Genomic DNA, 16,131 nt, shown 5'->3' on the forward strand with positions numbered 1-16,131 from the left:
TTTCCTAGTGGTCGTGACTAGCCTGAGACTTTTCGATCTCAGCTTTAACAATAAAGCTATTCGTGCTGACATAACGATCCCTGGCATTAAGCCCAGCAAGGATTTCCACAAATTGTAAATCTTTCCTGCCTGTTTTGACCGGCATTGCTTGAAAGACCTCACCGTCAGTTAGAAAGACAACATCCCAATCGCGAAATTTTTGCAGTGCTTCGCGCTTAACTGCAACTGGAACGTCCTTAAGGTCACTACTCAGAGTCCCCGAAATAAAAAGACCCGGACGTAGGAGCCGATCGTGATTGTCAATCACCGCACGAATTAACTTTGACTGTGTAGCCACATCTGTAAAGGGAGAGACATAGCTGACTCGGGCATTTATCGGGGGCAGGTCTTCTCCGGCATGAATTGAAATTTGCTGTCCCGGCTCAATCGTTGAGAAATCATCACGATAGACCTGGAAGTCCGCCCAAATCTCCGACAAATCAGCAATCACGAAAAGCTCCTTACCTTCCGAGACAAATTCGCCGAGCGTTGCATGGCGCTTAACAACTTGCCCCTTAATCAGTGAGCGAATTTCATAAACTTGCAGTGATTGATTGCTTTCAACAAGTGCAAGCACTTCATCCTTCTCCACTGTGTCGCCTAAGCGTTTTCTAATCTCTTTAATCACCCCAGGAAAACGCGGCATAATATGCGCTACGCGATCTTCATTCGGCAATAATCTACCAAAGACTTCTGTCGTAGTATTAATTTTCTCGCTTTGAGCCTGGTCGATTGATAATTTAGCCGCTGCCAACTCTCGCTCTGAAAATTCAGCGCGCCCTTCATAGCTTGTATACTCCCAGTCGTAGTGCTGACCGGAGTAATTTGCCTCGACTTTGACAACAAACGAGTGTGGTTCCTCAACCACCCGATCTGCAGTCAGATAGTTATCTCTCGCAGTGAATTCAAATTTCTCTGGCGCGCGTAGAAAACGTTCTAAAGTTACTTTAGCCGTTACTAGCTTAGGATCGATTGGCTGTTGATCGTGATAGGCATAAATTCGATACTGCGGCGGAACTTGATCTTCAAAAATTGCTATCTCCAAGGCGAAATCAGCTAATTCGAGCAGGCGCCCTCCATGAGGTCCCTTTGCTAGTTCTGCTTTGTCCGTATCATGATCGTGAGCATGCCCGTGCTCGTCTCCATGATCATGACCGCCTCCGGCTAATGCGCTAGGAATAAAAACTGCCCAGAACAAGACTAAAACTGTGCGATAAAATAATTTCATAAATCCAGACCTCTAAATCTCTTTCCCAGTCATAATCGAAAGCTCTACGCGCTCAGACAAAGACTTGATGACCAGTTGAAGATACATATCTTGCGCTGCGCGAAGTTCAATTAAATTTTGCAATACCTGTTGCGGGTTTCCTTGCCCCGCCCTTAATTCATCAGTAGCTGCTTTGAGCGCAGCTTCTAGTGCCGGCAGCACTTTTTCTTTGTATAGTTTTGCTTGCTGAGTGGAAGCTTCGAGTGCCCTGAACACCAAGCTGACTTCTGCGTGGAAATTACCTTGATCAATCTGCTGAACTTCTGACTCGTGGAATTCCTCTTCGGCTTTGCTCTTTAACTTCGCTGCTTGATTGCGATCAAAAATCGGCAGATCTATTTGCAAGCCGAAATTAATGCGGTCGTCACCGTCAGCTGTATGTTCAAAGGCAATTTTTGGCGCAAACTTTGGGAAAGCATCAAGCGCAGCAAGTTCGCGCTGGGTAGCTGCAATTTTAAGCCGAAGTTTTTTCGCATCAGCCAGCGGAAGGTTTGCAGTGTCTAGACCGCCATCTAGATCGGGAAGTGGCGGCAGGTTGATGGATTTTAACAATCTTGTTTTATAATCAACGCCACTGCGCTTGATCAGTTCTGCTTTGGCGCGGTTACGATCTGCTGTGATGCCAATTAATTCAGCGTTTTGTTTTTCAATTTCGGCTAGGAATAATTGGGAAATCGAGCCAGGAAGGAGGCCTTGCAGATTGGCACGTTGAATAATCTCCGCAAGGCTTCGCGTGCGAGCAACTAAGTCCTGTGCGAGTTTTTCCTTTTCTTGCAGGGCCCAAGCTTTGGCATAAATCAGTTGAAGATTTCCGCTAAACTCTAATAGTTCAAGCTTATTACTGAGCACTGTAGATTTTTCAATTAACTCACTGAGTCGCTGGCGAACTCCAAATGATGACAAGCGTAAGGGCTGAGTCAGGCTAATTTCATATTCATCATCAAGATTATTTTCCTGAGTAGTATATTGACGAAATTCTCCAGCCAGCTCAGGGTTACTAAGCGTTTTTAACTGAACTGCTTCAGCTTTTGTGGCTGCACTTTGCGCTGCGATTGCCTTGACAAAAGTACTGCTTTCAAGGGCTGTTTCAAGAACTTCTTCGTAAGCAATCTCTGCTGGTGCGCCTAGCGCTGCTTGGGCCGTAAAATCCAATAATAAGAGCATGCCGAAAATCGACAAGTGAATAAATGCTGCCTTTTTCATATTTTTTCCGTGCTAGAAACAATAAGAACTACATAATTTAGTTCTCAAACGCTTTCCGAAAATTTTGTCAGCTTGGAGCAAGCGCGTAAGAACGAGCGGGTATGCCAACCCAGAGTTAGATCGATTGCGGGGGAGAATTGGGACTAATCAGGCTGATTAATAAATGATCATGTTCGCGTTTGTATGAAACAACCAAACGCTTGAACGCTGGTGAAGTATCTCGGGTGATTCCTTGCAAGATTTCTTGTAGGAATTGCGTGCCCGCAAATAATAGCTGTGACTCAAGCTGCTTAGCACTTTTCAAGCCATAGCTGATTGCAATATCAGACACTTCACATGCAGTGCCAGAGTCATGCGGATCTTCAACCGGCTCGGCTGAATTCTCTTGGTGGTGGTGATGAGTACGGTTATGGGTCTCTTCAATTACATAACACCCAGCGAGGCAATCACTGATGGCAAAAAGCCAAATTACTAAAACAAAAAGTTTAATAAATTTATTTGAGCGCATCTTCGTATGATCATCAGTCTACAACTTCAATCAACTGTTAACAAGAAATGAATTAACAATCTAGATTTATTCAGCAATTGCTAGTAGCTCAATAATTTCTCAATAATATGCTGCCAAGTGCTATTGAAAGCTTGGCCGGAAGTCTTCGCGCCTTCACAAAGTTTAGTATATAAACTTGCGTCACTGACCAGGCGGTTAATTCCTCGTGAAATTCCCTCTTCAGTTGGGTCACAGACCAGTCCATTTTCCTCGTGACGTACAAATTCTAAAACGCCACCACTATCGAGCGCCGTAATCACGGGCTTGCCACTCGCCAATGTTTCTAAAGTGACATAACCATAATCTTCATCATACGGTGCATAGTAGACAGCATAGGACCGGGCATAAAGCTCCAGAAGTTCTTGATCGGAAACCCGCCCCAGAAAATCAACACGACTTTGCATGTTATAAAGATCGAGTAAATCTTGAAAATGCTGTTCAATCCCCGGTTCATCTGGCGTGCCCACGATCTTAAGTCGTAGCTTATCTTGCACCCTCGAGAGGGATTTAATCATCAGGTCCACGCGCTTAATACTACAGAGTCTGCCAACTGAAAGAATATAACCTTCTTCGGGTGCATTCTGATAACGACCAGCAAGCGGTAACGGGGGCAAAAGCGGCGCACTTTCGATATTTAAGTAGCGCTTAAGGCGCTTACTCACATTCGTAGAAATCGTATAGCGATTCTTACACTCTTCAAGCGCTCTCGTATCTGCTTCCATGAGCATTTGTCGCAAGGCTTCATCGCGAGCCTCGGAACAAAAATCCCCAAAGCGCGTCTGATAAAGATCATACATTTGCCGATGCTGATGAATCAGCCACAAGCTTTTGCGTGGATGCTTGACGACATAGGACGGAAACTTAGTTGGGATTACGAGATCAACTTCTTTCCCACCAAAGCTGCGTAGATCAAGCGAGCGCCAGAGTGCCACACTTTTCAAGAGATCTTCCTTAGGGTCAGCAAAAAATGGCAGTTGCACTAGCTCCGTATTATGGCCCGCAGCCTTCAGTGCCTTAACCAGCCCATCAACGAGCACTTCCGCACCACCACGCGAAAAAGGAACTTGCACTGCTGTAACGATAATATTCATCAGTTATTTTTTAACTACAATTGCAAAATCTTGAAAACCGTAGAGCTGCTTGTTTAAACGGCGCAGGTTTTCGTTCAATTGATCAATTGCTTCCATAAAACGCGCTGGCAAATATTCTTCGAGGATTAATTCTTTAAGCATTGCCTCTTTGGGGTAAGGCGAACTGTAGAGAATTTGTTCGGGATTAAAACCTTTAATCTCTGCCATGAACTTCAAAGTTTCAGGGTGCAGTGGCCAAATATGTGTCGGGTCGCGGAAAAAATTCGAGGCCAAGGCAGTAAAGGACTCTGGATTAATTGTTTCCAGAATTAAGCGCGCTCCAGGCTTTAACTTCGCGTGCGCAAGTTCAAAAAACTTTTCTAACACTTTTCGCGGTAGGTGTTCGACTAATTGTGCAGCAAAAATTCCACCTGCAGAGTTGTTGGGTAGCTGTTCCAAGAACTTGATGCAATCCAGCGTAACTACATTTAAGCCCTTGGTTTTACAGATTTCTGTCATCGCTGGATTGAGATCGATGCCAATTGCCGGAATACCGCTGGCCTTAAGTAACTCTAAAAATTCCCCGCGCCCACAGCCAAATTCAAGAACTTCAGCGGTAGCGTTACTAAAAAAATGTAAATATTCGCGCATCCTCTCGCGAATTAGATGCTCTGAACCGCGATAACGATCTTCAAGCACAAGATATTCTAAGTCAGACGGCTCAAAGCTTGTCGGCTGATCTTGACCTTGCTGAAGCATTGCAGCTGGAGTCTCGGAAGTATTTATTTTAGCACGTGCAATCATCAGCGTTGTGCGTTCGAGGGCATGTAATTCATCCCGTAAGCCTTCAATCCGGTCTTCAAAAACACGCAGGCTTTCCGTACGCACCAGCTCACGGCCAAGTGAGCGCATCTCTCCATGCAGCCGCTCCAAATCTTCACGCAGTAGCTGGTTCACGTCACGATCAATTTTCTGAATAATTCTGGTCCAGACATCGGTATCCCGAGCATCGATATAGCGCGCAGTTTGATTGAGAAAGCGTACTAGATTCGACTGGAATTTACGCTCGCGCTCAAAATACTCTCCCAGCACAGTGTTCCAGATCATATTAACGAAAAATTTCTTGAACTTTACAATCAGCCGACCAATGATTGGTCGATGCGATGAAATTTCTGACGGCACGGCCCAGTCATGCCAATGCGAATTGAGGTAATTTAACTCTTCACTTAAGATTACTGGATTATTCGCAGCCCGATTCTGCGACAATTGAATTGTTGGTGCAGCTGTTGGAAGTTGCTCTAAATCGCGCTTAATTTTTTCACGAATCTCTGCCATTAATGCTTCTACATTAACCGACGGTGTCGTGGGTTTCCGATCTTGCTCAGTATTATCTTTAACAGCTGCTTGCATAGGCCCACACTAATAAGCTATAAAACGGTCAATTTCAATATCGCCAAGCTTATGGATAATCTTTCCAGTAAAACCCTCGAGATCGCACGTAGAAACTTAGCTACGAGGCTAGCCCAGCACCCGTCATACACGAACCAGGAGATTCAAAGGGTGACAGAGCTTGAGCACAAAAGTTTGTCCGGAAACGCCGCGCTGACGAGCGACGCGATTGACTTGCTACGAGCACTATCGAATCACGCTCAAGTTACAATTAAACCTGAAAATGATTTCAAATCTCACCGTAAATTGATTGGACCGCTAATCAGTTTCGCAAAAAAACTAAGCTTTCCACTGGTCAATTGCCACGTAAAAAAGAGCCTGACTACGCAGCAAGAGTTCAACCAAACCGTGGTTGAAGCTCTAGCAAAAATAGTTTCCAACCAAACTAGCGACAAGCGCTAGAAAGAAGTTAGTAAGTTCAACAATTTACCGTCAGCAGCCACTTGTTGCAGTGCTTGACTCATAGAAATCTGCAAGGCTTCGCGCACTTGAGCGTCCTCAATTTTTGGATTCTTAACGTTAGAAGAGCCACGATATGTGCCAATATACATTGCCTTGTTAGTTGGGTCTAAGATTGTGAGCTTAATTTCCGCAGCACTACTCACCGTGCGCATTGCCATTCCCGAACTTAATTCGGCAGTCCAATTCACAAGCTCAGCACGAATTACAATCGGCGCACCCTCAGTAACAGAAAAACCTTTATCGCTTAAGACGCGCTTTAAGGCCTGCTCAACTACCTGAGTGGCGCTACCCTCTGCTGTCACTTCAGAAGATCCACGCAACATTAAGACTGGACTTGTGCGCGCATCGCCCACTTGCTCAAGATAGACTTCGTTGTCTTGGAGCGACGAATCACGCGTGACACTTATCCCTGCAATCTCTGGCAAGGCAATCTTCTGGCCAATGCGTGCAGAACCGCAAGCACTAAAAATTAATAGTAAGGTAATTGTTAGAATTAAACGAAAACGCATAAAGTCTCCATCGCACAAGGCTAGTTTTAAGAGTCTGTCGCGAAACTAAATTTCGCGACAGCCCCCTGAAAAAACTAGCATGACTCAGTTTCTGGCGAAAGGGTCTGAAGTAACTGCTCGACCCGTTGTTTTTTGGACCGTTCTAAGCTGGGAAGTAGCTGATTCAGTGTCAACCGCGCTTGCTGGCAAATTAGCTGATCATTTTCAATGCTGACTAACTTTAAAATGTCATCTGTAGCATCAAGATAATTTGTGTTTGCAACTACAGCTAGTGCATTGCGAATTAAGCCACTGCGCTTGGTGCGAAGTAATGGCGTATCTTTAAACTTAGCATTAAACTCTGCGGCACTCTCCAAGGCTAAAACCTCCTTCAGCGAGAGATACGGCCCAGTTCCAAATTCAGGTTTGAGCTCTTTAAGCATGATCTCTTGCTCAGTGTGATTAAATGGGCACACTTCTTGGCAAACATCACAGCCGAAAATCCAGTCTCCGATGGCCCGGGATTCCCACTCCAGAAAAGCACTCCGCTTCTCGATCGTCAGATAAGAGATACACTTTCGCGCATCAAGCCTCCCGTCTTTTTGAATTGCCGTTGTCGGACAACTTTCGATGCAGCTTTGGCATCTTCCACAACCAGCTCCAGGCTCCGCCGACACTGGCAACTTCAGATTGCTTGTCGATGCTGCAATCTCAACTTCACGATCAAGTAAGATTTCACCGAGCAAAGCAAAGGACCCAATCCCTGGGCGAATCAGCAAAGTATGTCGACCAATAAATCCAAGCTTTGAGGTCTGTGCGATAACTCGTTCTAGGAGTGGCACTGCATCAGTAAAAACTCGGCCAGAAAGCCCTGGAAATTCTCGCTGCATATCGCCAAGTAGCGTAACGAGCTTTTCACGTAAACACAGGTGATAGTCTTTGCCCCAAGCATAGCGCGCAACACGCCCAAACCCAGGACGTGAAGGAAATTCCTGAATACTATTATAGGGCACGAAACAGGATAGAATTGAACGGATGCCAGGCAAGTAGCGATTTAACTCGGTTGCTAAGCTTGGGTCGCGCGCGAGATATTGCATTTCGCCGGCATAACCGCGCGCTTGAAATTCTTCGAGATAGGAGCGATTTAGCGACAATGCCTCTTGAGCGGAATCGACCGCAACGATTCCAGAGATCTGGAGGCCACGACTCGCCGCAAGGGTTTTGATGTTGGTTTCAGGAATGATTCTCATACCACACATGGCGTATCTGAAAACGCGATTTGGCTTAGGCTTGAACTTATACTTCCCCTTAAGCTTTTTTAAAAAAGGTTAAGGGAAAGGGAAAGGGAAAGTTCAAGCCTAAGTTTGAAAAAAACAACTAATACTCGCCCCAAAGCTCGCGAAAAATGTTAGATATTTCCCCCAAGGTCACACCACAACTAACAGCCTCAATAATTTCGGGCATAACATTTTGATTCTGACTTGCAGCCTGTTTGAGCTGGGCAAGCTTGCTTGCAACAAGCTGCTGGTCACGCTTAGCCTTAAAGGCCTGAACACGCTCACGCTGATCTTGCTCAAGCTTGGCATCAACCTTAAATACCGGCACCTTGGCAGCTGCAGAGTTTTCATTGAATTTATTTAGGGCAACTACAATTCGCTCGTGGCTATCGATTTTCTTCTGATACTCGTATGCGCTACGCTCAATTTCTTGCTGTGGGTAGTTTTCTTCGATTGCCTGAAGCATCCCTCCCCGAGCTTCAATCGCTTCGAGAATAAGCTTTGTTTCTCGCTCAATTGTATCAGTTAAATTCTCAATGCAATAACTTCCACCAAAGGGATCAACCGTATTCGTTAGACCTGACTCGTAAGCAATTACCTGCTGAGTGCGCAAGGCCAAACGTGCCGCGTCTTCAGTTGGCAGACCCAAAGCTTCGTCATAAGAATTCGTATGGAGCGATTGCGCACCGCCCAAAACTGCAGCTAATGCTTCAATACTCGTACGCACGGCGTTGACAAGTGGCTCCTGTGGCACAAGTGAAGACCCCGCAGTTTGCACATGAAAACGCAACATCTGCGACTTGGGATCTTTAGCACCAAAGCGTTCCTTCATGATCTTTGCCCAAATGCGCCGCGCGGCACGAAATTTTGCAATCTCTTCAAGAAAATCAATCTGGCAGTTAAAGAAAAAAGCAAGCCGCGGGGCAAAGGCGTCGATGCTGATACCGCGCTGAAGCGCTTGCTCGACGTAAACAATCGCATCAGCGAAAGTAAAAGCAAGTTCTTGTGGGGCAGTCGACCCCGCCTCGCGGATATGATAGCCCGAAATACTAATTGTGTTCCATTGTGGAACTTCCTTGCTGCAAAATTCGATAATATCAGTAACAAGTTTTAATGCCGGTCGCGGTGGGTAAATATAGGTGCCGCGGGCAATGTATTCTTTAAGAATATCATTCTGCACTGTGCCGGAAACCTGGTCCCAACTAATTCCTTGTTGGCGCGCTAGTGCCAAATAAAAACCAAGCAAAATCGCAGCAGTCGAATTAATCGTCATGCTCGTTGAGACTTGAGAGAGATTAATTCCGGCAAACAATGTTTGCATGTCTTCAAGTGTTGAGATTGAAACGCCAACCTTTCCGACCTCCCCCTTGACGATCGCTTGGTCAGCATCGCGCCCCATTTGCGTGGGCAAATCAAAGGCAACACTTAATCCTGTCGTGCCCTGTGAAAGTAAATAGTGATAGCGTTTGTTTGTTTCTTGGGCAGTGCCAAACCCTGCATATTGACGCATCGTCCAGAATCGACTGCGATACATTGTCGAGTGAATTCCACGGGTATAGGGGAATTCACCTGGTCGCCCAATTTCCGGGCTTAATTTTGATGGCGCATAAACAGCTGCAAGCTCAATGCCGGAAATTGTTTGCTTAGTATCTTGCTGTTCTTTTTTCATTGCTATTAGAGAATCTTGAACTTTGGCTTGAGCTTGAGCTTACCTCTATTCCCATAAAATAACCAATAGATTTTGTTACTCAGATTAAGGTAAAGGATAAGCTTATATTCAAGTTCAAGCCTAAGCCTATCAGCACAACACGCTTGAATGCTATATCGCTGAGATAAGAAATGACGAATAAAAATACAAAACTTAATGAATTTTACGATCGTGAAGCAGCGGCAAAAATTGGCGGCGGCCAAGCTCGCATCGACAAGCAACATGCCAACCAAAAACTAACTGCCCGCGAACGCATCGAGCAGCTCCTCGATTCGGGGAGCTTCGCTGAATTAGATCGCTTCGTAACTGCCCGGCAAGGTGAAGAAAAAATTTACGGCGACGGAGTTGTCGCGGGAAGTGGCACAATTGACGGAAGAAGCGTTTTTATCTTTGCCCAAGACTTCACCGTTTTTGGCGGTTCACTCTCCGAAGCAAACGCCAAAAAAATTGTAAAGATCATGGACCTTGCTGCAGAAGTAGGCGCTCCGGTGATTGGCTTAAATGACAGTGGCGGTGCGCGTATTCAAGAAGGCGTTGAAAGTCTCGCGGGCTACGCCGATATTTTCCTGAGAAATGTTTTATATTCCGGAGTAATCCCCCAAATTTCTCTGATTCTTGGTCCCTGTGCGGGTGGCGCCGTTTACTCACCGGCTCTAACTGATTTTATTTTCATGACCGACAAAATCGGGCACATGTTTATCACTGGGCCAGACGTAATCAAAGCCGTAAATAAAGAAGAAGTCACCAAAGAAGAACTTGGTGGAGCAAGAACTCACAACGAGGTCAGCGGTGTTGCCCATTTTTTCGCCGAGAATGAAGCAGATTGTTTTGCACAAACACGCAGGCTCTTAAGCTTCTTGCCGACTTCTAATCAAGCCAAAGCCCCACTCGTCACAACAGCTGACAGTGACGACAGAGAAGACCCCGCGTTAAATACAATTGTTCCGGAGAACCCTGCACAGCCTTACGACATCAAAGAAATCATTACGCGCGTAGTCGACAAGGCAGATTTTTTTGAAGTCCAAGAGAGCTATGCCAAGAATATCAGCGTTGGTTTTGCACGCCTCGGCGGACAAAGCGTGGGAATCGTGGCTAATCAACCCAAGCAACTTGCTGGATGCTTAGATATTAATGCAAGCGTTAAGGCTGCGCGCTTTGTGCGCTTTTGTGACTGCTTCAACATTCCAGTTGTAACTTTCGTTGATGTGCCTGGATTTCTCCCCGGCACAAGACAAGAATTTGGCGGGATTATCCGTCATGGCTCAAAACTCTTATACGCCTATGCCGAAGCCACTGTTCCCAAACTGACAGTAATCACACGCAAAGCCTATGGGGGTGCTTACGACGTGATGAGTTCCAAGCACTTACGAGGAGACCTTAACTTTGCCTTTCCAACTGCAGAAATTGCCGTAATGGGGGCTGAGGGGGCAGTCAATATTGTTTATAAGAATGAGATTGCCCAAGCTGTAAACCCCGAAGAAAAACGCAAAGAACTAATCAATGAATACCGCGGAAAGTTCTTAAATCCGTGGGAAAGTGCAGCACTTGGCTACGTTGATGATGTGATCGAGCCAAAAAAGCTTAGATCAAAGTTGATTTGGGGCCTTAAACTCTTGGCGGCAAAACAGCAATCAAATCCGCAGAAAAAGCACGGGAATATACCACTTTAGCATTAAATTGTTAATTGCTTAATCGTCTCTGCGAAACAGCCTTTACTACAGATTTATGAGGGGCTATACCCTTTGATCATCGATTATTACGACAGGAGAAAAATGTCATCTGATTTCGCTGAATTAAAGCTTCCCGACGGTAAAACAATTCAACTCCCAGTGATCGTAGGCAGCGAAAACGAGAAAGCTGTCGATATCACTCGCCTCAGGCAAGATACTGGCTACATAACTTTTGATAGCGGCTACGGAAACACCGGGTCGTGCAAAAGTGCTATCACTTACATTGATGGTGATGCTGGAATTTTACGCTACCGCGGTTATCCCATCGAGGAATTGGCTGAAAAGTCATCCTTCATCGAGACAAGTTATTTACTGATCTACGGAGAGCTTCCCACTAAAACACAACTCGAGTCTTTTTCTCGTTCTTTAAGTCTACACACTTTAATTCATGAAGACATGAAGCGCTTCTATGATGGATTTCCTCGTGACGCGCACCCAATGGCAATTTTGTCTTCTGTAGTCGCTGCAACATATACCTTCTATCAAGACTGGGAAGATCCGAAAGATCCACGCCAGCAAGAATTGAATATCATCCGCATCCTGGCAAAATTGCCAACGATGACAGCTTTTGCTTATAAGAAATCCCTGGGCCAGCCTTTTATCTATCCGCAAAATCGCTTGTCCTACTGCTCAAACTTCTTGAACATGATGTTTGCAACCCCGGCCGAGGAATATTTTGTCGATCCAGAAATTGAGCGTGCGCTAGATTTGCTATTTATTCTCCATGCTGACCATGAACAGAACTGCTCAACCTCAACAGTGCGCCTCGTGGGCAGCAGTCTCTCCAACCTTTTCTCCAGCATCTCTGCTGGAATTGGTGCCCTCTGGGGGCCGCTGCACGGTGGCGCTAACCAGGAAGTCATCGAAATGCTCGAACAAATTGTTCGCGATAAAATCGATGTGAGAAAGTTTGTCGAAATGGCAAAATCAAAGGACAGTAAAGCGCGCTTGATGGGCTTTGGCCATCGTGTTTACAAAAACTACGATCCGCGGGCAAAAATCCTTAAAGAGACTTGCGCCAAAGTTTTACAAAAACTTCCACTGAAAGACCCCCTTTTCCAAGTCGCGCAAGAGCTTGAAGAAATTGCGCTGAAGGATCCATATTTTGTTGAACGCAAACTTTATCCGAATGTGGACTTTTATAGTGGTATAATTTACCGCGCCCTAGGAATCCCGATTAAGAGTTTTACAGCGATGTTTGCCCTGGGGCGATTGCCAGGCTGGATTGCGCAGTGGCGCGAAATGCATCTTGGTGGTGAGACTAAGATTGGTCGTCCACGCCAAATTTATACCGGAGAAGCCAAGCGTAGTTATACGCCACTTGAAAAACGGGGATAATTCTCGAAAGCGCTGAACCAAACTTTGATTTTCGAAAGACTTACTGAGCTAGTTGAATTAAAAGCTGAGTCAGAGATCTTAGAAAAACTCAGAAAAATATTTAATAAAATTCATGATTAACGATTGCGCCAATAAAAAAGGAGATTGCTATGGAAATCGAAAAACTGTTTAGTTACGCAGAACAAGCTCTCGGACCAGAAATTAGTTCCGTGCTTTCCGCACAAGGTATTGCTAATTCCAACTCTTCACGCGCTACTGCTGAAACAGTGGTGAACAGTCTTTTTCAGCAATTACAAAACGGCAATGCCAAGCCCTTTGCGGAAATGCTTTCTGGCATGGAAACAAGTCAAAATCATGAAGTCGTGCAAAATTTAAGCCCGACAATCAGTAATGATCTAGCAACTAAATTAAATATCGATAGCCGCACCGCGCAACGGATCGCGATGGTCGCCTTGCCAATTGTGCTCAACATGTTCAACAAGCGCGCCTCGGGACTACATTCTCAAGGCGGCGATTTTGGTTCAAGCTTCGGTAAAATTTTCGGCAGCATGGTCGGTAAGCAACTTGGCCAAATGGCTGGTGGCCAACCGCAGCGTAGTGGCTTACCGCTAGGCAGTATCTTGTCCAAAATGATTTCTGTATTTTTTGGTGGAACTAAGTCAGCTGTCCCCGCCAACCGAATCGGCAATCAACCGAGCTCAGCAAACATGGAAGCTGTGGTCTGGGAGATGCTTAAGAAGGTGATGCACTAGGCGTAGTTTAAGCTTAGGCTTGAACTTCCCCTTCCGTCTTCCTAGGATAAGTAAAAGTCTAAGTTCAAGCCTAAGTAAATAGCTGATAATCTGCTTACGACCCCTTCGGCAGTCCAAGCACGCGCTCGGCGATAATCCCACGCTGAATTTCAGAAGTGCCCGCGGCAATGGTTCGTCCCCGCGAATAGAGATAGCGGTGCTCCGCGCTTAAGGCTTGATCCCCAATCCCTAGCACACCAGCTGAGCCGAGAATTTCTAGTGCAAATTTTGAAATCTCTTGAAAGTTTTCACTCCAGAAAAGCTTATCCAGAGACCCCTCAGGCCCTGGATTTTTCCCGGAAGAATATTCCACTAAGTGACTTAGCGCCAGGGTGCGCACAGCCATATTGTTAGCAATCAAGCGACCGAGGCGGTCAAGTTCAAGCGCTGTCGCTCCACGGGCGTTCAACACTTCTACAATCTCTGCTAAAGCTTTTTCTGATTGCAGGTGCCGCGCGAAAGTCAAAATTACGCGCTCATACATTAAAGTCGATATTGCGATTTTCCAGCCATCGCCGGGCTTTCCCACAATCATCTCACCAGGCACTTTAACATCTTCAAAGAAAACTTCATTAAACTCTTGGTCACCTGAAATCTGTGTAAGTGGGCGCACGCTAATGCCTGGTGTTTTCATGTCAACCAAGAAATAGGTCAGCCCTTTGTGTTTCGGAACTGTTTGATCGCTACGCGCTAAGACAAAACAAAACTGTGCATACTGAGCAAAACTCGTCCAAACTTTTTGTCCTGAAATCGACCAATTTGAACCCTGCTGGACTGCCTGCGTTTTGAGTGAAGCTAAGTCACTGCCAGCCTGAGGTTCACTAAAGCCTTGGCACCAGATTTCTTCAGCTAAGAGAATTTTCTGTAAAAATCTCTGTTGCTGCTCGGCCGACCCATGCTCAATTAATACCGGGCCAACCATGGTTAGGCCGAAAAGATTAATCAGCTGCGGGGCATCAGCCTTACCCAGCTCTTCTTGAATTACAGCCTCTTCGACTAAACTTAATCCGCGTCCGCCATATTGCTCAGGCCAGTGCACTGCGACCCAACGTGCCTCGGCTAATTTACGTTGCCAAGCGCGAGAGACTTCAACAAATTCCGAAAGATCTGCGTGCTGACTTAAAGCTGGAGGTCGGTTACTTTTTAACCAAGTTTTAATTTCGCTGCGGATTTTTTCAGCGCGATCGCTTAAAGTAATTTCAATCATACTTCTACTCTTAAGATTTATACCAGCCACGCCCAATACGACGTAGCAAAAGTTCATCGGCCATACTCGGTCCAGCACTACCAGCTTCATAACCGTAAACAGGTGGCATGCGTAGTTTACTTGTTTTCCAAGCTTCAAGAATTGGTGCTACTACCGCCCAAGCCTGCTCAATTTCGTCGTTACGAGTAAATAGTGTCGGGTCTCCCTTCATCGCATCAAGTAGGAGGCGCTCATAGGCTTCAGGTGGTTCCACTCCAAATGATTTTCCATAACTAAATTCCATGTCCACGCCCTGCAGCTTGACACTCGGTCCTGGAGGTTTACAGTTAACACGAAGAAAAATCCCCTCATCTGGCTGAATTTGGAAGGTGAGCACATTTGAAGCTACTTGATCGATACCAAACTTTTCAAAAAATAAGTGTGGCGCTTCGCGAAAAAAAACAGAAATTTCTGTGACCCTTTCACTCAAGCGCTTGCCAGCTCGCAGGTAAAACGGCACGCCGTTCCAACGCCAATTATCAATTGCAAATTCAATGCCGACGTAGGTTTCAGTTTCTGATTTTTTATCAACTCCGGCTTCTCCGAGATATCCCGCTACAGCTTCATTACCAATTTTGCCGGCGAGATAACGCCCCCGCACAACTTTATTGGCTACATCTTCCGGCGAAAATTTACGAATCGATCTTAAGACTTTAACCTTTTCATCACGCACTGCGTTAGCTTCAAAGCTCACTGGTGGTTCAAGCGCCACTAAGCAAAGTAGCTGCAAAGCATGGTTTTGCACCATATCACGTAAGATTCCGGATTTATCGAAGTAGCCCGCACGCGTGCCGACGCCAATTGTTTCCGCAACTGTAATCTCTACATGGCTCACATATTTATGATTCCAGAGCGGCTCAAAAATACCGTTGGCGAAGCGGAATACTAAAATATTTTGCACCGTTTCTTTGCCAAGGTAATGATCGATGCGGTAGATTTGTTCTTCGCGCATCGCATTCAGCAGCTCTTGGTTCAGTTTTTTTGCCGATTCCAAATCATGGCCAAAAGGCTTTTCTACAATCACACGTGACTGCTTCCAGGCATCTGGATTTGTAGCGATAGCTTCGCCGCTCAAGAGTCCAACTTCCGATAAATACTTCGCTGCAGGGCCAAAAAACTCAGGTGCAGTTGCTAAATAAAAAACAACGTCACGTGAAGTCGACCCAAACTGAGTCAAGGCCTGACGCAGTTTCTCGTAGCTTTCCTTGGCACCGAGATCCCCAGAAACGTAGGCAATCTTACTGGTAAATTTGCTCCAAAGCGCTGGATCAATTGGTCGGCGGCGCGAATATGTATCAACAGCCTCACGTAAGAATTCAATAAATTCTTCGCGAGTAAATTCTCTTCGAGAAAAACCAACTAAAGCAAAATCGTCGGGCAAGAGACCGTCGAGTGCCAGATTGTAAAGCGCCGGCACGAGTTTACGTTGCGCCAAATCGCCAGTTGCACCAGCAATCACTAAAGTTGTGGGACTGACTGTTTTGGGCTGCATGCTGTTTTTCCTGATTTTTCAAGG

14 protein-coding genes are annotated in these 16,131 nt (G+C 45.7%); 4 read left to right on the plus strand and 10 right to left on the minus strand.

The window, feature by feature from the left end; translation table 11 throughout:
- Positions 1-4: 4 nt before the first annotated feature.
- The 5 genes from JNK13_01895 to JNK13_01915 form a co-directional block, all read right to left on the minus strand.
- Positions 5-1,267: an efflux RND transporter periplasmic adaptor subunit gene (locus JNK13_01895; protein MBL7661481.1), complete on the minus strand. Its 1,263-nt coding sequence runs from the start codon at positions 1,265-1,267 to the stop codon at positions 5-7.
- Positions 1,268-1,279: 12 nt separating this feature from the next.
- Positions 1,280-2,509 carry a TolC family protein gene (locus JNK13_01900; GenBank protein MBL7661482.1) on the minus strand — a complete coding sequence of 410 codons (1,230 nt, stop codon included), beginning with the start codon at positions 2,507-2,509 and terminating at the stop codon, positions 1,280-1,282.
- A gap of 115 nt (positions 2,510-2,624) precedes the next feature.
- Positions 2,625-3,017, minus strand: coding sequence for a hypothetical protein (locus tag JNK13_01905; protein MBL7661483.1), 393 nt, complete (start codon positions 3,015-3,017; stop codon positions 2,625-2,627).
- 80 nt (positions 3,018-3,097) lie between these two features.
- A complete protein-coding gene (locus tag JNK13_01910) occupies positions 3,098-4,147 on the minus strand; it encodes a glycosyltransferase family 4 protein (GenBank protein MBL7661484.1) in 1,050 nt (349 codons plus the stop codon).
- Between the two features lie 3 nt (positions 4,148-4,150).
- Positions 4,151-5,536 carry a class I SAM-dependent methyltransferase gene (locus JNK13_01915; protein MBL7661485.1) on the minus strand — a complete coding sequence of 462 codons (1,386 nt, stop codon included), beginning with the start codon at positions 5,534-5,536 and terminating at the stop codon, positions 4,151-4,153.
- Between the two features lie 51 nt (positions 5,537-5,587).
- Between JNK13_01915 and JNK13_01920 the strand changes: the two genes are divergently transcribed.
- Positions 5,588-5,977: a hypothetical protein gene (locus JNK13_01920; GenBank protein ID MBL7661486.1), complete on the plus strand. Its 390-nt coding sequence runs from the start codon at positions 5,588-5,590 to the stop codon at positions 5,975-5,977.
- Here the strand turns inward: JNK13_01920 and JNK13_01925 are convergent.
- The 3 genes from JNK13_01925 to JNK13_01935 form a co-directional block, all read right to left on the minus strand.
- A complete protein-coding gene (locus JNK13_01925) occupies positions 5,974-6,546 on the minus strand; it encodes a hypothetical protein (GenBank protein ID MBL7661487.1) in 573 nt (190 codons plus the stop codon). The two genes, JNK13_01920 and JNK13_01925, sit on opposite strands and share 4 nt — an antisense overlap.
- 74 nt (positions 6,547-6,620) lie before the next feature.
- Positions 6,621-7,775, minus strand: a complete 1,155-nt coding sequence (queG, locus tag JNK13_01930) for a tRNA epoxyqueuosine(34) reductase QueG (GenBank protein MBL7661488.1) — start codon at positions 7,773-7,775, stop codon at positions 6,621-6,623.
- A 127-nt stretch (positions 7,776-7,902) separates the two neighbouring features.
- Positions 7,903-9,471 carry a methylmalonyl-CoA mutase gene (locus JNK13_01935; GenBank protein ID MBL7661489.1) on the minus strand — a complete coding sequence of 523 codons (1,569 nt, stop codon included), beginning with the start codon at positions 9,469-9,471 and terminating at the stop codon, positions 7,903-7,905.
- 170 nt (positions 9,472-9,641) lie between these two features.
- Here JNK13_01935 and JNK13_01940 point away from each other — a divergent pair, with 170 nt between their 5' ends.
- The 3 genes from JNK13_01940 to JNK13_01950 all read left to right on the plus strand — a co-directional run bounded on the left by JNK13_01940 (position 9,642) and on the right by JNK13_01950 (position 13,330).
- Entirely contained in the window at positions 9,642-11,180 is a 1,539-nt protein-coding gene (locus JNK13_01940) for an acyl-CoA carboxylase subunit beta (GenBank protein MBL7661490.1), read from the plus strand.
- A 102-nt stretch (positions 11,181-11,282) separates the two neighbouring features.
- Positions 11,283-12,578 carry a citrate synthase gene (locus tag JNK13_01945; GenBank protein MBL7661491.1) on the plus strand — a complete coding sequence of 432 codons (1,296 nt, stop codon included), beginning with the start codon at positions 11,283-11,285 and terminating at the stop codon, positions 12,576-12,578.
- A gap of 149 nt (positions 12,579-12,727) precedes the next feature.
- Complete coding sequence (locus JNK13_01950) at positions 12,728-13,330, plus strand: hypothetical protein (protein MBL7661492.1); 603 nt, start codon at positions 12,728-12,730, stop codon at positions 13,328-13,330.
- Positions 13,331-13,424: 94 nt separating this feature from the next.
- On the opposite strand, the gene JNK13_01955 is transcribed toward JNK13_01950, so the two are convergent.
- Positions 13,425-14,576: an acyl-CoA dehydrogenase family protein gene (locus tag JNK13_01955; GenBank protein MBL7661493.1), complete on the minus strand. Its 1,152-nt coding sequence runs from the start codon at positions 14,574-14,576 to the stop codon at positions 13,425-13,427.
- Between the two features lie 10 nt (positions 14,577-14,586).
- Positions 14,587-16,107, minus strand: a complete 1,521-nt coding sequence (gene zwf / locus JNK13_01960; GenBank protein ID MBL7661494.1) for a glucose-6-phosphate dehydrogenase — start codon at positions 16,105-16,107, stop codon at positions 14,587-14,589.
- Between the last annotated feature and the right edge of the window lie 24 nt (positions 16,108-16,131).

The sequence above is a fragment of the bacterium genome (genome assembly GCA_016786595.1).
Classification (GTDB): Bacteria; Bdellovibrionota_C; UBA2361; order SZUA-149; family JAEUWB01; genus JAEUWB01.